This window comes from Pantoea sp. X-Soil-OKNW-713 (assembly GCF_059730685.1).
In genome coordinates, this window is record NZ_AP035998.1 from 164,694 (window position 1) to 182,586 (window position 17,893).

A 17,893-nucleotide genomic window follows, 5' to 3' on the forward strand; every position below is an offset into this window, starting at 1 on the left:
AGGGACGAATAGATTATGTTGCCTGAAATTGTTTCTTTTGATCGCCAGGTCACTCTGGTCGGCGACTCCGGAATTCAGTTTATGGATTTCGGTTTGACCTTCAAACGCCAGACTGCCGGGACGGGCGAATTTGTCAAACTCGCCAACGGCGTACTGACACGTCTGATTTACAACGAACCGCGTGATTACTATTTCTATCAGCCGACGCCAGACAAAATTGAGAAGGCGCAAAGCCAGTACGACATTCCTGTTGAGCAGAGCCTGAAACTGCTGGACAGCGTCTGGTTGCCGCTGCCCCTGTTCCGTTTTAGTTTGCCCAATATTTACCAGGAAGGCCCGCTGAACTGGGCGCGTTTTCGCCTTGTGAAACTGCCTGAAGCTGACCTGGATGGTCACACGCACCGCATGACGCTGGCCATTGATACCCGCATCATGGCTAAACAACAATCGGCTGCGGATCTTAGCCCAAATCATGAAGATGTGAATGCCGGTGCGACCTTTGCAGTAGCCACTGCCACTTACGCGCTCAACTGGTACTTAACCCAGGAGTGGGTCAAAGATTGGCTGGTCGATGTCTTTAATGAAGCCAGCAAAGGGCGGGATATTGACGATCGAGAGGAAGAGATCGCCCAGCAGTATCCGCTGGCGCACTACCTTAACCTGCTGTCCCTGATGGCAGAACCGCTTGAGGGCCTGCAAACCCAAACGGTAGCCTCTATCGCGATACCCCAGTTTAAAGTGATTGCCAATCGTGAAGTGAACGCCATTAAACCGATCCCGGTCGATCTGATTCTTGATGTGGGTAACTCCCGCACCTGCGGCATTTTGATTGAAGATCACGGGCAGTCAGGATCCGGCCTGATGCACAACTACGTGCTGAAGCTGCGCGACCTTAGCACACCTGAACATATCTATATCGACCCGTTTGAAAGTAAGGTGGAGTTCGCCCAGGCTTTTTTTGGCAAAGACCTTTATTCCGTGCGAAGCGGTCGCCACGATGCTTTCCAGTGGCCAACCATCGCCCGCATTGGGGGTGAAGCCAGTCGCTTAGCGTCACGCCGCCGGGGGAGCGAGGGTTCTACCGGGCTTTCCAGCCCTAAACGCTATCTCTGGGATGAGAAATTTTATGGTCAGGGCTGGCGCTTTAACGGCAGCTCATTGCAGGAAACCAATCCCCTTGCCACTGCCGCTCCTTTTGCCAATTTAATTAATGAGAAAGGCGATGCCCTGCATACCATCGAGGATGAGATGGATCGCATCCCGGTGTTCACACCACGCTATTCCCGCAGTTCACTGATGACCTTTATGTTGGCGGAAGTATTAACGCAAGCCATCAGCCAGATCAACAGTCCCGAGCAACGTATTCGTGAAGGCCATGCCGGTCTTCCGCGTCAACTTCGCCACATCATCCTGACGGTCCCACCGGGTATGCCGATGGCGGAACGCTGCATTCTTGATGGAAGAATGCGTCAGGCCGTGGGCCTGGTATGGAAATCACTGCGCTGGCATGCGGGTGAGAATGATCCTTATATTGATGAGAAGGAAGAACACAGCAAGGGCAACATCAAGATCCCACTGCCAAAAATCCGCGTCGAGTGGGATGAAGCGTCCTGTGCTCAACTGGTGTACCTGTACACCGAGATCAATCAGAACTTCGCCGGTCATCCGGAAGTCTTTTTCAATACGCTTGGCCGCCCGGACCGTCAGGATCGGGAAACCCTCACCATTGCATCAATTGATATCGGCGGCGGCACAACAGATCTGGTTATCACCGATTACCGCCTTGATCGCAATGGCGTGACCGGCGGTGGCGCCAACGTGCATATCATCCCCCACCAGCGATTCCGCGATAGCTTCAAAATTGCCGGGGATGACATTCTGCTCGACGTTATTCAGTCGTACGTATTACCGGCTTTCGAGCTGGCGCTGCGTGAAGCGAATGTACGTTCAGTAGATACGTTGCTGTCCCAACTGTGCGGTTCACAAAATATCAGTGCCGCCGAAGCGGTTCTGCGCCAGCAACTGACCCTGCAAGTGTTTGTGCCACTGGCGCTGCACCTCCTTGCCCGCTATGAGCAATATGATCCGCAGAATGAGCAAACCTATCTGCTGATCAATCAGCGCGTCGGTGAATTACTGCCCGCGAACAGCATCAGTGACGAGGTTGATAGTTTTGTACGTCGTGAAGTGAAAAAGGCGGGAGGCATAGAGGATTTCAAACTCGCGGATATTGCCCTTAATATCACGCTGACGAAAATGCACACCGATATGTGCTCAGGCAAATTCAACATCGACAAAGTGCTGACCGCGCTGTGCGAAGTGTTGTCCTGTTACCAGTGTGACCTGCTGCTGCTGACCGGGCGACCGTCGCAGCTGCCAGGGATTCAGGCGATTGTCCGTCGCAACCTGCCGTTACCTCCAGGACGCATTCTGGCGTTGCATGGTTACCAGACCGGCACCTGGTATCCGTTCCATAAAAACGGTCATATTCACGATCCCAAAAGTACCGCCTCGGTGGGTGCGATGCTGTCGCAATTATGCGCGAACCACAGTATTCCCAACTTCCATTTCCGTATCTCGGCGTTGAAACCGTATTCCACCATTCGCCATATCGGCACCATTGATATGGATAACCTGATCCACGATGCCGACGTTATCTACCGTGATATCAAATCTGAAGACGGACAAATCATCCTGCCGGTATTTATGAATGATGAGGGTGAAGCAACCACCGCAAGCATCGTGATGCGCGGCGACCTGCGCCTGGGTTATCGCCAGTTGGACGCAGAGCGCTGGTCTGCATCCCCCTTATATACGCTGCGGTTCACCGAGTCTGGGCGTGAAAATTTCTCTAAAGCGAAATCCATCGACAGCGGCTCTCCGTATCTCAAAGTCAGGCTGACGATTGATAAAGGTAAGGCTGCGCAAAAATTAGGGCTGATCAGCGATCGTCTGACCATTGCTGATGTCAGCAGCAACACCGACCGATCTTTCGGCAAGAAAGATGTCGAGCTGGAACTCAATACCATGCCCGATACAGGACTCATTGACAGCCGGCACTGGCTCGATAGCGGGAGCGTGAAAAAATAATGAACAACGAACAAACTACTCTTCAACAAGGATGGGCGGCTATCGCCCGGGGCTGTCAGGATGCGCTGGGCTGGGTGGACAATGTCCGCACCGGCTCTCGTCGCCTGGACACAGAAGCCGACCAACTGAATCTGAGTTTGCTACGTACCCGTAATCTGGCGAACAGCCTCTCTCAGGTTTCTGGCACGCCAATGACGGTAGGCTTCTTCGGCATCTCTCAGGCCGGTAAGTCTTATCTTATCTCTTCAGTAGCCGCAGGTAGCAATGGCGAACTGAAAGCACGCTATGGCACCAAGGTGGTGGACTTTATCAAAGAGGTCAATCCGGTTGGCGGAGGGAAAGAGGCGACCGGTCTGGTCACGCGCTTTACCCGATACGCGCCCGAAGCCCCGCAGGGCTATCCGGTTCCTTTGCGCCTGTTCAGTGAAATCGACCTGGCCAAGATCCTCGCCAATACCTGGTTCAATGACTTCAACCATGAAAATCTGACTTATCAGCTTGATGAAAACCATATCGAAGAACGCCTGCGACCTTTCCTGCAACGCGCAGGTAAGGCTGATGCCAACAATGGTGTCAGCAGGGAGGACGTTGTTGCCCTGTGGGATTACCTCAAAGATTCATTCAAAAAATCAGTAGAAAAGTTTGAGCATGCCTGGTGGCCGCAGGTGCTTAAAATCGCCCCCACCCTTACTCCCCATGAGCGTGCAGACCTTTTTTCTCTCCTGTGGGGAGAACAACCGGAACTCACTGAAACATACCGTTCCCTGGCCCATGTGCTGGCAAAACTTAACCACGCAAAAATGGTGTTTGCCCCATTAGAAACGCTTACCGAGCATAGCAACGGCAGCATTATGAATGTCGACAGCCTGAATCGCCTCGGTTCAAGTCAGGATCGCCTGGTCGAGATACGTTTCTGGCAAGAGAACCAACAAACCGGTAGCGCCCACTTGTCACAAGCGGAGCTCGCGGCATTGACCGCGGAGCTCATTTTCCCGCTGGCAGAGGTCACGCCAAACAGCGTGATGGAACAGGTCGACTTACTCGACTTCCCCGGTTATCGCGGTCGCCTCAAACTTCTCGCCCTGAAAGATGCGGCTCAGTCGGGTAAAAATCCGGTATCGCAGCTGTTGCTACGCGGCAAAGTCGCCTATCTGTTTGAGCGCTACACCGATAATCAGGAGATGAATGCCCTGGTGGTCTGTGCCAGCTCGTCTAAACAAAGTGACGTCTCCGATGTGGGTCCGGTTCTCACCCGCTGGGTCGAGAAGACGCAAGGCAAAACGGCTGAAGAACGTGCCAAAAGTAAAGCTGGCCTGTTCTGGGCCATTACCATGTGCGATGTGCGCATCCAGGACAATCTGACGAAAACGGAGAGCCAGCTCAATGAGGCCTGGGAAGGCATGATACATATGACTCTGCTGGAACGTTTTGCCCAGTATGAGTGGTTGAAAGAGTGGTCACCGGGCAAACCCTTTGATAACTGTTTCCTGGTACGTAAACCAGGCATAGATACGCCGTTCCTGAAGCTTGAAAATGTCCCAGGACAGGAGAGCCTGAAAGAGGTGGCGATTACCGATCGCTACCAGGACATCATCGACACTATGGGGCGCGCCTTTGTCACCCGTCAAAATGTCCAACGCCATGTTGCTGCACCCAATGAGGCATGGCAGGAGATGCTTAAGCTCAACGATGGCGGCGTTTCTCGCCTGACCGGGGCACTGCGTGGCGTCGCCCACCTGACGTTTAAATTAGATCGCCTGCGTGAGCAGCTGAAACAATGTCGCATCGAAACCGCAGAAAAACGCCTTGGCCGCTGGTACCAGCATGACGGCGACGGCCAGTTAGAAAAAAAACAAGCCATTGCCAAAGAACTGTGGCAGGGCTTAACCGCCAGCCCGCAGAGTTTGGGGGAGATGATCAGTCGTTTAGATCTGCCTTCTCATGAGCTGAACAATATCTATCTGAGCATTCGCGATCAGGATCAAGTGCCGCAAGTCAGCGAGGTTGAGCGTCCGCAAAACACCTTTGCTGCGAATCCCTTTGGGAGTAACCCGTTTGGCAGCAATCCTTTCGGTCAGGATTCGGTCGAGGAACAACCCTCCGCGATTGCACCCACGCCAGAACGCATCGGTCAGGATGACGAATTCGCTCATCAGGCCTTTAAAGCCTGGGTCGCGCATTTGAGAGAACTGTCGCAGCAAACCACGTATTGGCAGCAACTGGGGCTGAACAGTGAAACCATCAATTTGTTGTGTGAAGAGTTGATTACCGCAGCCACACGTCTGGATCTGGAAGGTACGCTCAAGCGCGCGCTGGCAGGTCAGGAACAGGCGGGAACACGTCGGGAGCAGTTGCTGGCACGCCAGACGCAACGTGCTCAACTGGCGCTGCGAGACTTTATTGCCTGGTTTGGCTACCTCTCTTTGCCCGAAGCGCAAATCCCTGACAGCTACGTTGGCGAGAAAAAGAAAGTGTTTGCCCGCCAGGCCACGCTTGCCCGCGATGAATTGCCGCAACTGACAGCGGTCGCGCCTCAACCGGGGATGGCCTATTTGGGCGACTGGCTCTCGGCATTAATGGCGCTCACGTTGAACAACGCCGGCCACAGCGCAACCAGTGATATCTCCATTGAACAAAATCAGCAACTGGGCCAGATCATCGGCCAAATGAAACAAGAGAACCCGTCATGCTAGCTAAAATTTTACCGTGCCAACCTTCAGAGCCGGGATTTGCACAATTGATGATTCGCCTGCGTGGCGAAGACGCCTTGCTGGCCAATCTGAACTTTACGTTGTGCAACAACGAGCAGAATTACTTGCAGCCTGACGGCCACTGGAGCCCGGAGCCACACTGGTTCACCATCAATGGCGGGTATGCATTCAATAATGGCAGCGGCTTCCGTATCGGCCCGGACATCCTTGACCCCCTGCTGACCAGCCCCAGTCAGGTACAAATTCAGGCTAAGTTGGCCTCCGGTAAAACCCTGATCACCACACTCCAGTTGGCACGCGATGAGTTGTTCTCTTCTGGTGCCCGTGGGCAAACCGCCCACTACGGTGGCAGTAGCGTGTTGGATACACCGGACACCGCACCTGAAACCGTTCCGGAGACTGAGGCCGAACCCACGCCTGATGAACCCATTCGCACACCCACAGCCGCGCGGCCCAAACGCAACACGTCTCTGGTTCCGATCATCATCGCCGTGCTGCTGGTGCTGCTGATTGCCGCCGGCGCGCTCTGGTGGTTTATGGGACGCGACAACGCCACGCCACCCGCGGCAGCGAAACAACCGGAAGCCCCGGTGGTGGCAGAGACCGCCAAAGCAGATGCTAACGCGTGTTCAGCCGCCAACCTGACAAGTCAGACCGAGCTTGATTTTGTCCAAAACTGCGTACAACAGAAGCTCGACAGTGACAAGTTGCTGGCCATCATTCAGGCAGCCAAACAGGCGAAGCAGTGCGGTGTGGCCCAGCGTCTGTACGCCCACAGTGCTCAGGGTGGTGATACCAGGATCGCGCTCGCCTATGCCGCTGAATATGATCCCCAGGGTCACCAGCCAAGCGAATGTTTCAAAACCCCGGACCCGGATACCGCTGCTTACTGGTATGAAACCGTGCTGCAAACCGATCCAGAAAATCAGAAAGCCAAACAACGCCTTGCGGAGCTGAGAAAATAATGACCAGACATTTTCTTCGGCTCGCCCTGCCGTTATGTGGCCTGCTTCTGACCAGCCAGGTGTTGGCAGCAGAGGGAGACAAACCTCTGCTACAGGAAGGCAAGAAAACCTTATTTCAAAGGGTTCTGACGACGCCAGGCTGCAAACTGGCAACGACGGCTGGCGATGATAAGGGCCAACTGCAACCCGCATTTAGCAGCTTTTATGTCTATCAAAAAGCGGATGTGAACGGCCAAAGCTGGGTCAAAGTGGGGCCAGATAGCTATGGCAAAACCATTGGCTGGTTACCCCAGTCCTGCACCGTTGACTGGAAAATGCAGCTGACCCTGGCCTTTACCAACCCGGCGAACCGCGACCGGTTGGTGTTCTTTAAAGACAAGAAAAGCCTGGATGATATTCTCTCTGCGCCGGACCCCGTCTCAATTGTTGCGCCGCTGCGCGCTCATCTCAAACGCGACGGTCATGCTGACGGTGTTTTAGCGCAAGAGCCGGAATACTTTGTTGATCTGCAAAAGCAGTTCTACCTGTTGCCGATCCTCAGTGGCGAAGAGATCATGACAGAGAGTGGGTTTTATACTCGCTTACTGAACGTCGCTTCTGTCAGCAAGGCAGACCCCAACGCGAAACAGGCCGATGACGTTAATCAGCTTAAAGGCTTTAATGCCTCGGTCGTTTTCGTCATCGATTCCACCATCTCGATGGGTCCGTATATCGATCGCACCAAGGAAGCGGTCAACAAAATTTATGACAAGATTAAACAGGAACACTTGCAGGATCAGGTTAAGTTTGGTCTGGTTTCCTTCCGCTCCAACACCAAAGCCGTACCCGGCCTGGAGTTCACCTCGAAGATCTTTGCCGACCCCAACCAGGTGAAGGACGGCAATGATTTCCTGCAAAAAGTCGCGGGCCTGAAAGAAGCCAAAGTATCCAGCTCTTTGGTTGATGAAGATGCTTACTCCGGCGTTCTTTCTGCAATCGACAGCATCGACTGGACGCCTTTCGGCGCGCGTTACATCGTATTGATCACCGACGCGGGTGCCATTGATGGCAGCAACAAACTTTCGTCTACCGGGCTTGATGCGAAACAGCTGCGCCTGGAAGCCGGTAACAAGGGGATTGCGATTTATACCCTGCATCTGAAAACCCCGTCAGGCAAGAATGACCATGCGAAGGCGGAAGGCCAGTACCGCGACCTGTCTAACTTTGACAGCACGCAGTCCAATCTCTACCAATCCGTTGATGCCGGTGATCTGAAAACCTTCGGTCAACAGGTTGATACGTTGGCAGGTGCCATTACCGAGCAGGTCAAAGCGGCCTATATGGGCGATCCGGCCATCGGCAGCGCACTCTACTCTAAAGATGATGGCAAAAAGCAGACGCCCGAAGAGAAATTGCTGGGGGATACTGCCCTGATTGGTCATGCCATGCAGCTGGCCTGGCTGGGTAAAAAGAACGACACTCAGGCTCCGCTGGTGTTTAAGGCCTGGATCAGCGATCGCGATCTCATCAAGCAAAACATCCCCACCACTGACGTTCGTGTACTGCTGACCAAAGGGCAACTGAGCGATTTAAGTGATGTGGTGAGCCAGATCCTGCAAGCCGCTAATGAAGGCATGATTTCGCCGAATAAAATGTTTGAGCGTCTACGTTCCGTTGCCGCCACTATGGGTGCCGACCCGAACCAGCTTAAGCAGCAGGATAACGCCAAAATCAACGATCTCGGCGTGTTAGGCGAATACCTGGCAGACCTGCCCTATCGGAGTGACGTGTTGAATCTTGATGAAGAGACCTGGAAAAGCTGGGATGGCTTGTCGCAGGAGAAATTCATCCGCACGCTTTCCACCAAGCTGCGTTATTACCAGAAATACAATGCCGATGTTGACCGCTGGGTGGAGCTGGCCAAAGGTAGCGATCCGCGCGATCGCGTCTATCCGGTGCCACTGGAAATGATGCCCTGATGCTACACATAGACAACTTGTGTGTGGTGCGTGGTGAAGGGGATCACGCGCATCCTGTCTACCTGCCGCAGTTGAGGCTGCGGCCAGGCCAGGTCATGGCGGTAACCGGCGAAAGTGGCTGTGGCAAAAGCACCCTGCTGGAAGCGATTGGCTTGTTGTTACGCCCGGCCAGCATTGGGCGTTTTATGCTGGATGGCGAAACGCCGCTGGATGTGGCTTCCTTACTTACTCACAACCAGCAAGCCGAACTGGCTGAGATACGCGCGCGCCATCTGGGCTTTGTGCTGCAAAATGGCGGGCTGCTTCCCTTTCTCAGCGTGCTGGACAACATCCAGCTTCCGTGCCAGCTGCTGGGCAAGCCAGCGGATAAAGCGATGTTGAACAGGGTCGTTGATGCGCTGAAACTTGGACCTCTGCTACATAAACAGCCAGCGCAATTGTCATTCGGTGAAAGGCAGCGCACCGCCTTTGCTCGTGCCATTCTGCATCGTCCCGCATTGGTGCTGGCCGATGAGCCTACCGCGGCACTGGATCCCCACAATGCACAGCAACTTTTTCGCCTGTTTATCGACCTGGTTGCTCAGGAAGGCATGATGGCATTGGTTGTCTGCCATGACTGGCCACTGGTGCAACGTTTCAATTTACCCTGTTTAGTTGCCCGGCCTGGTTCTGGTGCATCTGACCTGTCAGGGGAACAATCCCAAAGGGGAAGCCACTTTGTCCTGTAACCGTATCCTGTTGCTGGGACGCCTGGCACTGAAAGACCTGTGGCACGACCGCATCATCTCTTTCTGTATTACGTCATCTCTGGTTGCGGTAATTGCCCCACTCCTGCTGCTGTTCGGCTTAAAGTTTGGCATTGTCAGCCAATTGCAGGACGAGCTTGCCAATGATCCGCGCAATCTCGAAATCAGAATGTTGAGCAGCGGCAGCTATGACCCGGAATGGATAGCGCAGCTACGCCAACGTCCCGACGTGGGATTTGCCATAGGGCAGACGCGGTCGCTCAATACGCTGACCGACTTACAAGTGGACAGCACCCATTTCATTGAAAATGCCGAAGTGATTCCGACCGATATCGGTGATCCGCTATTGGGTCATCTCAAGATTCAGCAGGAAAATGAGGTGGTGTTAACCCAGGAAGCCGCACGGAAACTGGCGGTTAAGGTCGGTGATAACGTGACTCTGCGTGTCAGCCGTCAACTGGATCAACGCCAGGAATGGGGGCGACGCAGCCTGGTGGTGGTCGGCATTTTACCCGCCATCTATTTCAACCGCGCAGCAATCTTTACCCAATCTTCCCTGCTGCTGATGCTTGAACATTTCAGAGACGGTTACGCGATCCCGGCCCTTGGCGTGAGCAGTGGGCAACCATTAAGTGACAAACCCACCCGCTATGCGCGTGCCAGATTATATGCGCGTAGCATCGATGACGTTGCCAGCCTTGAACGCGATCTACGCGCACAACGCATCGAAACCTCGAGTCGTCTCGCCGACATTGAAAACGTGAAAAGCATCAACCGCGTGCTGGGGCTAATTTTCAATACCATTGCCGCCACCGCCCTGATTGGCTGTATCGCCTCTCTGATTGGCTCATTTATCGCCAACGTCGATCGCAAACGCAAACATATTGCCGTGCTGCGGCTTTTGGGGTTTACCGGCCCTGCCGTGGGAGCCTATGTCATTGTGCAAGGATGCCTGCTCAGCCTGCTGGCCTATATCGGGGGCTACGGCATCTATCTGATCGCCAGTCAGATTTTTGACCGGGCGCTTGCCGGTAGCCAGGCGACCGATCAGATGTTGTGCCGAATCACCTGGGCGCATAGCTTGCTGGCCATGACAATAACCGTTGTCGTGGCGGTAGTGGTTGCCAGTATCGGCGCTTATCGCGCCATTAATATTGAACCTGCGCAGAGTCTGCGCGAGGTGTGAATCCCCCCCTTTGAGTTATTTGATGATTAGCGGAGATTGTTTGTGACCTTAACGCCTTCCTCACTGCCTTACTGGTTAGTTCTTGGCTTGCTCGCCAATGTCTCTTCTGCGCTGGCGGAACCCTGGACAGAAAATAGCTGGAACCCGAAACCGGATAGCGAAGATATTATTCTGCCCATGCCCTGCGAAGGCTCAATGGCGTTTCGTCGCGTCGAAATCCCGATGACAGGGCCACTCGATGACCTGCCGATTACGCTGGGCCAGGACAATGGGGATTGGGGGGTGATCGAACACAGTTATCCCGCTTTTATTGCGGGCAGTTTTACCGACAAAAAAGCCAGGGGGCGCTATTACCTGATGGCGAAGTATGAACTGACCACCCTGCAATATCAGGCGTTGACCGAAGGCACCTGCCCTGTGCCATCTCGCAAGCTCAGTTTGCCGGTGACAGGGATCAGTTGGTTCGATGCCGTGAGTGCGGCTGATAAATACAATCAGTGGTTGCGCAGCCATGCTATGGATAAGTTGCCGCAGGAAGACGGTGATGCAGGCTTTTTACGCCTGCCGACAGAAGTAGAGTGGGAATTTGCCGCACGCGGTGGTCTGAAAGTGAATAGCGCCGAATTCCGCGACCAGCACTACCCGATGGACGATATGAAGAATTATGAGTGGTTCTCAGGTGCGCAATCTTCCAATGGCAGAGTGCAGCTTATTGGCCTGCTACAGCCCAATCCGCTGGGTTTGTATGACATGCTGGGCAATGTGTCAGAGATGATGTTCAATCCCTTTTACCTCAATAAGCTCAATCGTTTGCACGGCCAGGCTGGCGGCTTTGTGGTGCGGGGCGGTAACTTCCTCTCTGGCCCAACAGAAATTCGCAGCGCGACGCGTAAAGAGGTGAATTACTACGATCAGGCCACCCCTGCAAGCAGCAAAACGACCGGTCTGCGTCTGGTGCTGGTGGCACCAACCATCACCTCAACCGATAAAGTGAAACAGCTGGAAAAAAGCTGGGAAACACTTGGCGCGGATAGTCAGGCTAACGCTAAAAAAGACGATGACGCTAAAGACACGGTCAAAGCGCTGGGCAGCCTCGCATCAAAGGTTGATGACTCTGCCCTGAAGCAGAAATTGAAAGACCTGGAAAACCAGTTACGGGCCAGTAACCAGAAACAGCAGGAAGAGCGTGACCAGTCGATTCGCGCCAGCCTGAATTTGGGTTCCTTCCTCTGTACCAAATTGCAGGATGATGGCCGTTTCCTCGACTTCTTAAACCATAACTACGAACTGCTGTGTAAAAATAAAGACGCCAGCGACGCCAACTGCGCCATTCGCAAAACCAAGCTGGGCGAGCAGTCCGACAGACTCCAGCAGCTGACAGGCTATTACGCCAGTAGCCTGGTTGATGCCGCCACCCTGTATGGCAAAGAGGGCCTGCAACATGAAGTCACGGTGTTTGATCAAATGCTCACGCTGAACAAGCGGCTTTCCGGGCTGAAGCCCTTCCTGGCCGCACACTGGCAGAATCAGCAGGCGTATCTGGCAAACGGCAAAATAGATACTGCGGGCTGGCTGGAAACCTGTAAACAGATCAACGCCCCTAAAGCTATCGCACAGGAGAAGTAACATGAACATGGGACGCTCAAGCAGACTTTTATTGGCAGCGGTATTACTCGGGTTGGGCTGGCAGTCGACCAGCCTTGCCGAAACACAGCGCTATATTAGTATTCGAAATACCGATAACGTGTGGATTCAGGGCGTTTGTTCGCTGGTATTCAGGCTGGATAATGGAGGTGCCGGAGAATTTAACGCACTGGCGCTAACCATCCAGCTGAAAGATAAAACAGGTCATCCCCTTGGCGAAGGCACGTTAAACGTGCCACCTTTTGGTGACAGTGACGCTACTCGCTCTGTAGACACCTCAACAGAGTTTGACTGCGAAGCTGTGCAAAACGCTGACTCAGTGAGCATTACTCAGGCCGAGGAATTATTGGGTAACAACACTAAAAAGCCTTTGCCCCTGTCCACGTTCGACCCGCAATACTATCAACCACTGAAAATAAGTATCAATTAGCCCTGAAGACCACGGGTGACAATTACGCTAACTGAAATCAGCACTAAAACACCTTGCGGTGACGCAAGGTGTTTTAGTGCAAGAATATGCTTTTGATTGTGTTGTCGCTGATACGGAGTTTAAGGGGCGACAGTACTGCAATTGTTGCTGTTGAGCTTCAGACCGAGGCGTCCAGCAGCCAGCTCATTTTCGGTGTGCGTGGCAGCAAAAATAAACCCTTTTTTCAGCAACCCGGTTGTATAGTATTTATTGTACATAAATGACCATATCAACATCATAAAGAAAGGGGCGATACCCATAGTAAGAAAGGCTAAAATAACCCAAACCACAAACACACCAATGAAGGTTAAAAAATCTTTTCGAAATAAAGCTGGAAAAGCACCGAATAAAAGTGTTGTCCATGAATATCCATAGAAACCAAAAACACTTTCACCCGTCTGAGGATTTTCCATCTTAATTTTAGTTGCCATGTGTAATCTCCATTTTTAAATAATTGATCTGACCAGATTTGACCAAATTTATCCTTTCCCAACCCAGAAAGTACGCATTGGTTGCCCTATTCACATCCATACAGGAACATGAGGATGCAGGATTTGCCTTACTTTGCGAATGGCAATCAACGCCTGGACTGTTATCGGCAGCGCCGAGTTTTTCTTTAGCTTTAATGACCAATGAGTTTGATAAAAACAGCGCCGGTCATTCGTGTTACCTGGCAAAGCTGGGGAAAAGGACGCTGGCGTTCTCAGGATCAGTGGAGCTACATGGTAAGGGATTCGGTCATCAGATGACCTCAGTAAGTCGGTGTCACCCGCCAGGCTTATCAGAAACGCCAGGCCAATAATAAGGCATAACTCAGTTGCTGCTTCTCCTGAGTCAGCGGGCTGTCTGCGGCGTCACCTTCCAGACGTTGAGCCATGACACGGGCCGATACCCGCCAGGATGAGGTCAGGTCATAATCGGCCCCGACTTCCCATCCCATCTTCTCCAGCCCTGCGCCTGCGTCATAACGGGCTAAACCACTACGTGATGATTGTTGCGCGGAGACACCATGTTGTGTCTGCATATAATCGCTATCCGCCCAGCTCAGGCTCGGGCCAGTAAAGAGTCGCAGATCCTGCCAGGGACGCCATGACAGATTGGCGTAGGTTGTCAGCAGAAACCCCTGCTGATTTCCCCCCACATCCTGTGAAAGGATCAATCCGGCGTTGAGGATATCATTGCGGTAAATTGCTGAAGTAAATGCGCGCGGCGAAGTTTTAATATCGCCCATGCCACGCAGATATTCGTCATCTGACTCATGGCGTGGCGAAAGATCTGCACCTGCTCCCAGGGCGAATCTCCAGTGTTCGGTTTTGGCAAACTGCCAACCGAACGCCGTCAGGGTATCGACGCCACCGATAAAAAACGGGCCGTAGTTCACTCTCACCGCAGGAAGAAAGGTTGTATCGTTCTTTTTGGCTCCTGAGTACTTCGGTTTTACACCGACGCCTCCACCAATAAATCCGCTGAAGGCGTTATCTGACTCCTCAGCGAGGGCGGGTAAAGCTGCCGACAGAATTAACAACAGCAGAGCAGACTTCACGGGAATGGAAAGCATGGTACTTCATCCTTTTCGTTACAGGGCTGGCGCAAGTGTTGGCCTCCATTACAACAGCCGCCTGTAACGCCTCTTTTTACCTCAGGTAAAGTTATGTAACAGCGGTATGCGTACTCTGAAGCTGGCACCTCCGCCACCGCGATTAATGACACTTACCTCGCCATCGTGATATTCGCTAATCGAACGCACCAGTGCCAACCCTAAACCTGTGCCATTTTCTTTGCGGCTCAGGCGGAAGAACGGCTCGAAGATGCGTGCCATTTCTGATGTGGGAATGCCTGGACCACGATCATCGACAGTCAGCAACATATTATCCGGATCGCTACGGTATAAACGCATAACCACTTCCTGACCGGCATAGCGCAAGGCGTTTTCAATCAGATTGCGCATTAAACGGCGTATCAGGCGGGCATCAACCTGAGCAACAATATGTTCAGCAACCAAATCGATTTCAGCCCTGGCACACTCTTCCGCAGCCAGTGCCGTGACATCGGTGGCAGTAAATTCACCTGCGATGACCTTTTGCGCCATTTCCAGCCGACTCAGTGTAAGTATCTCTTCAACCAACGTGTCCAGTTCAGCCACGCTGCGTTGCAATTCATGTTGCGCCTGAGAAGGTTCCCCCGCCAGCAGTGCTGAGGCCATTTGGATACGCATTAACGGTGAACGTAGTTCGTGTGACGCATTAGCCAACATGGTTTTCTGCGACTGCACCAGCGTTTCGATTTGCGCGGCCGACCGGTTGAAGCTGGCGGCCAGTTGACTGACTTCATCTTTCCCCGTCACCGGCACGCGTGTGGTCAGGTTTCCCCTCCCCAAAGCTTCAACACTTTGTTGCAGGGATTCCAGGCGCGCCGTTAGTCGGCGAATCACCGGAAAAGCTATCAACGCCACAGTGACCGCCAATGCCAGCTGCATGATGATAAACAACCACGGACGTTCCCTGCGGTCAGAGCTGAACTCAATAACCAGCAGGCGTTTATCCTGCAATTGCCAGACGAAACGTGTTCCATACCCGTCATCAAAGAACCCCCCTCGCCTGGCTTGTTTCGGTAAAGGAATCTCTGGCGAAAGCGGTCGGCTCAGCAACTGACCATTGGCATCAAATAGCGCGAAGCGCGCATGAGTACGCTGCATCCAGTCATCTATTGCAGCTGACTGCACACTTTTTTGCGCCGATGCAGGAGGCAGGTTTTGCTCGACCAGCTCACTGAAGGTAGCAAATGCACTGAGATTACGGTTGTTATCGTCATTCCATAGCCAGAGGATAATGGTACAGAGTACGACCAACACGATGGCGCTTAGCACCGCAAAAAAGATCTGCAAATGCATGGGAAAATCTGCGATGCGTTTCATGGCATTAGCGTTCCGATAATGCAGAAAACACGTAACCCACTCCACGCACCGTGATAATGCGTTTTGGGGAGCGCGGATCGTCCTCAATCAACTGGCGGATACGCCCAATATGCACATCAATAGCGCGGTCAAAATTGTCATAGCTCTCCCCGCGTACCGTCTGCCATATTTGCTCGCGACTCAACACCCGTCCAGCCTGGCGAGCCAGTGAAACCAGCACATCGAATTGCAACGAGGTGAGCAGGCAGGGCTGTTGTCGTAGTGTGACGGTCCGTGCAGCAGTATCGATCTCCAGCTCACCCGACTGGATCACGCTGATGTCACCACGTTGGGACGTCCCTGGACGCAAACGGCGAAGTACGGCGCGCATACGCGCCAGCAATTCACGCGGCTCAAAAGGCTTCGGCAGATAATCATCAGCGCCAACCTCCAGCCCGATGATCCGGTCCGCCGGGTCGCCCCGTCCGGTGACCATAATAATTGCCGGGTCGTTGTGAGACTCAGCCCTTATCTGGCGACATAATGCCAGGCCATCGGCATCTCCGAGCATCAGATCCAATAATACGACATCAAAATCCTTCATTTTCATGCGGGACTGCGCGTCTGTTGAGCTGGCGCTATGAAGTACATCAAACTCATATTGCTCCAGGTAAGGCACGATCATTTGCGCCAGACGGGTATCATCCTCAATGAGCAAAACTGTCGTCATGTCTTTAATATTCCTGTCAAAACGAAGCGGAGACATTTACAAAAGACAGCAGGAAAGGAGATGAGTTTCAGAAATCACAGGTGCAGGATAAAATCCTTGTATGTCAGATAGCTCAACACGAGGTCGAGAAAAGCGCCTGACAACGAATCACCCGCAGAGCGCTTCAATCAGTGTGTTGCATCTATTGACTGCAAACCGGAATGAACAAGCCGTATCTTTATGAAGAAATCATTATAAAATCCCATTTACCCTTGCAACATTAATGTCCGACATTCGCTTTTAGCCGAGCGATACAGAGCGTAATGTGTAACCAGGCCACGGGAGGTTTGAATGCTCTACAGCTGCATGAATAATACAAAATGGAATGAGATCCGCCTGGCAATGGTTAATATGACATCTCCTCCTTTATGGAAAACCACCACTCTCAATGGTTTTGAATCCGCAGTTGATGGTGAGTGGTTTTACCATTTCAGTAAAGGTGGCTATTCGGATATCCGGCATCTGGATATTTTGACCAATTCAGTTGAGCAGCACGGGTTGGTTGGAGCCATTCTTAGGGCTATTCATCTCCCCGGAATTGAGACTTCAACCGGTTATAGAATCTTGGGATACGCAGATTCGGCCTGTAAGGTGGCGTATCTTTAATCGGGAAAGGCATTGTGCGGCCTTGTAACAAGGACGACATAAACTAATAAGAAATAAGAGAATAAAATGGTGAGCAATAGCATTTATTTCGAAAATAAATGTAGGAAATGGTTCTCTATAGCCGTGGCATGCCTCATCACAGGCGGCTGGTTCTGGTATACGTTGTGGGCGTCAAGCCTTTCCCATAACACCATTTTACAAAAGTCGGTTCCGGAATGGATTACGTATATTTCAATTGGCCTGTTCATTGGTGGCGTCTTCTTTTTGCATGCTTTGTATAAGCGCACTTTTAATAAGACATTAAAATATCTTTTTAATGCATTCATAGGTGGTTTTTGTCTGGGATTTGCTCTGAGCTTAAACTGTTATGATGTCTATGTTTATCTCTTCCCGGATAAAGTGATTGGCTATGAATCTGAATATGAAGTCGTCTTTCCGGGGCCGTCAAGAGGCAAGCATGGGCACTGTGAAGCTGGGATCTGGCTCAAGGATCAGAACACCTCCAGATGGATACAACTTTGTACAAGCAAAGAGTATTTGCACAGCCACCGCAAGCAAGGAATGACGGGAGTATGGGTAACAGCGCGTGTTAATAACATTGGAACTTACATCGTAAAATATGAGTTTATCTATATGTGAATCAGATAAGCAGAAATGTGTTCGTATCATTAGCAACAGCGAGTTGTATAGCTAAACTTGCCGATGGAGTCTTAGTGGATTACTGCTCCGGCGCGCAATATTTCGTCGATGATGCAGTGAGCTGGCTTCGCCGATGATACGAAGTAAAGCAGATGATAAGTTAAAAACACCAATTAAAGTCCACTTCACTTAATCCCTCTATGCAGATATAAATTTC

14 protein-coding genes are annotated in these 17,893 nt (G+C 52.2%); 10 read left to right on the plus strand and 4 right to left on the minus strand.

Annotated elements, in window-relative coordinates; genetic code table 11:
- The first annotated feature begins 15 nt into the window (after positions 1-15).
- From AC6I8R_RS25735 to AC6I8R_RS25770, 8 genes are read left to right on the plus strand one after another with little or no spacing between them, the layout of a single operon-like run.
- Complete coding sequence (locus AC6I8R_RS25735; protein WP_497833252.1) at positions 16-3,090, plus strand: virulence factor SrfB; 3,075 nt, start codon at positions 16-18, stop codon at positions 3,088-3,090.
- A complete protein-coding gene (locus AC6I8R_RS25740) occupies positions 3,090-5,783 on the plus strand; it encodes a virulence factor SrfC family protein (protein WP_497833253.1) in 2,694 nt (897 codons plus the stop codon). The genes AC6I8R_RS25735 and AC6I8R_RS25740 overlap by 1 nt, the downstream gene beginning before the upstream one ends.
- Entirely contained in the window at positions 5,777-6,766 is a 990-nt protein-coding gene (locus AC6I8R_RS25745) for a hypothetical protein (RefSeq protein WP_497833254.1), read from the plus strand. Before AC6I8R_RS25740 ends, AC6I8R_RS25745 begins: the two co-directional genes overlap by 7 nt.
- Entirely contained in the window at positions 6,766-8,724 is a 1,959-nt protein-coding gene (locus tag AC6I8R_RS25750) for a vWA domain-containing protein (protein ID WP_208726992.1), read from the plus strand. Before AC6I8R_RS25745 ends, AC6I8R_RS25750 begins: the two co-directional genes overlap by 1 nt.
- Positions 8,724-9,452, plus strand: a complete 729-nt coding sequence (locus AC6I8R_RS25755; protein WP_497833255.1) for an ABC transporter ATP-binding protein — start codon at positions 8,724-8,726, stop codon at positions 9,450-9,452. Before AC6I8R_RS25750 ends, AC6I8R_RS25755 begins: the two co-directional genes overlap by 1 nt.
- On the plus strand, positions 9,442-10,656 hold the full coding sequence (locus AC6I8R_RS25760; RefSeq protein WP_497833256.1) for an ABC transporter permease: 1,215 nt from the start codon (positions 9,442-9,444) through the stop codon (positions 10,654-10,656). The genes AC6I8R_RS25755 and AC6I8R_RS25760 overlap by 11 nt, the downstream gene beginning before the upstream one ends.
- Before the next feature lie 42 nt (positions 10,657-10,698).
- A complete protein-coding gene (locus AC6I8R_RS25765) occupies positions 10,699-12,282 on the plus strand; it encodes an SUMF1/EgtB/PvdO family nonheme iron enzyme (protein ID WP_021184031.1) in 1,584 nt (527 codons plus the stop codon).
- A 1-nt stretch (position 12,283) separates the two neighbouring features.
- Positions 12,284-12,730, plus strand: a complete 447-nt coding sequence (locus AC6I8R_RS25770; RefSeq protein WP_367617730.1) for an IrmA family protein — start codon at positions 12,284-12,286, stop codon at positions 12,728-12,730.
- Positions 12,731-12,849: 119 nt separating this feature from the next.
- On the opposite strand, the gene AC6I8R_RS25775 is transcribed toward AC6I8R_RS25770, so the two are convergent.
- From AC6I8R_RS25775 to AC6I8R_RS25790, 4 genes are all read right to left on the minus strand, one after another.
- Positions 12,850-13,200: a hypothetical protein gene (locus AC6I8R_RS25775; protein WP_036626171.1), complete on the minus strand. Its 351-nt coding sequence runs from the start codon at positions 13,198-13,200 to the stop codon at positions 12,850-12,852.
- Positions 13,201-13,550: 350 nt separating this feature from the next.
- On the minus strand, positions 13,551-14,327 hold the full coding sequence (locus AC6I8R_RS25780) for a MipA/OmpV family protein (protein ID WP_497833257.1): 777 nt from the start codon (positions 14,325-14,327) through the stop codon (positions 13,551-13,553).
- An 81-nt stretch (positions 14,328-14,408) separates the two neighbouring features.
- Positions 14,409-15,683 carry a sensor histidine kinase gene (locus AC6I8R_RS25785; RefSeq protein WP_497833258.1) on the minus strand — a complete coding sequence of 425 codons (1,275 nt, stop codon included), beginning with the start codon at positions 15,681-15,683 and terminating at the stop codon, positions 14,409-14,411.
- A 4-nt stretch (positions 15,684-15,687) separates the two neighbouring features.
- Complete coding sequence (locus AC6I8R_RS25790; protein WP_497833259.1) at positions 15,688-16,392, minus strand: response regulator; 705 nt, start codon at positions 16,390-16,392, stop codon at positions 15,688-15,690.
- 330 nt (positions 16,393-16,722) lie between these two features.
- Here AC6I8R_RS25790 and AC6I8R_RS25795 point away from each other — a divergent pair, with 330 nt between their 5' ends.
- Complete coding sequence (locus AC6I8R_RS25795) at positions 16,723-17,037, plus strand: DUF6678 family protein (protein ID WP_051337961.1); 315 nt, start codon at positions 16,723-16,725, stop codon at positions 17,035-17,037.
- A 66-nt stretch (positions 17,038-17,103) separates the two neighbouring features.
- Positions 17,104-17,676 (plus strand): hypothetical protein, encoded by a 573-nt coding sequence (locus AC6I8R_RS25800; protein WP_036626174.1) that lies wholly within the window; start codon positions 17,104-17,106, stop codon positions 17,674-17,676.
- Positions 17,677-17,893: the final 217 nt, after the last annotated feature.

What these genes read in the sequence shown, in the direction of transcription:
- AC6I8R_RS25735 (WP_497833252.1), top strand. Translation starts at nt 16, where the DNA reads ATGTTGCCTGAAATTGTTTCTTTTGATCGCCAGGTCACTCTGGTCGGC.
- AC6I8R_RS25740 (WP_497833253.1), top strand. Translation starts at nt 3,090, where the DNA reads ATGAACAACGAACAAACTACTCTTCAACAAGGATGGGCGGCTATCGCC.
- AC6I8R_RS25745 (WP_497833254.1), top strand. Translation starts at nt 5,777, where the DNA reads ATGCTAGCTAAAATTTTACCGTGCCAACCTTCAGAGCCGGGATTTGCA.
- AC6I8R_RS25750 (WP_208726992.1), top strand. Translation starts at nt 6,766, where the DNA reads ATGACCAGACATTTTCTTCGGCTCGCCCTGCCGTTATGTGGCCTGCTT.
- AC6I8R_RS25755 (WP_497833255.1), top strand. Translation starts at nt 8,724, where the DNA reads ATGCTACACATAGACAACTTGTGTGTGGTGCGTGGTGAAGGGGATCAC.
- AC6I8R_RS25770 (WP_367617730.1), top strand. Translation starts at nt 12,284, where the DNA reads ATGAACATGGGACGCTCAAGCAGACTTTTATTGGCAGCGGTATTACTC.
- AC6I8R_RS25775 (WP_036626171.1), bottom strand. Translation starts at nt 13,200, where the DNA reads ATGGCAACTAAAATTAAGATGGAAAATCCTCAGACGGGTGAAAGTGTT.
- AC6I8R_RS25780 (WP_497833257.1), bottom strand. Translation starts at nt 14,327, where the DNA reads ATGCTTTCCATTCCCGTGAAGTCTGCTCTGCTGTTGTTAATTCTGTCG.
- AC6I8R_RS25785 (WP_497833258.1), bottom strand. Translation starts at nt 15,683, where the DNA reads ATGAAACGCATCGCAGATTTTCCCATGCATTTGCAGATCTTTTTTGCG.
- AC6I8R_RS25790 (WP_497833259.1), bottom strand. Translation starts at nt 16,392, where the DNA reads ATGACGACAGTTTTGCTCATTGAGGATGATACCCGTCTGGCGCAAATG.
- AC6I8R_RS25795 (WP_051337961.1), top strand. Translation starts at nt 16,723, where the DNA reads ATGCTCTACAGCTGCATGAATAATACAAAATGGAATGAGATCCGCCTG.
- AC6I8R_RS25800 (WP_036626174.1), top strand. Translation starts at nt 17,104, where the DNA reads ATGGTGAGCAATAGCATTTATTTCGAAAATAAATGTAGGAAATGGTTC.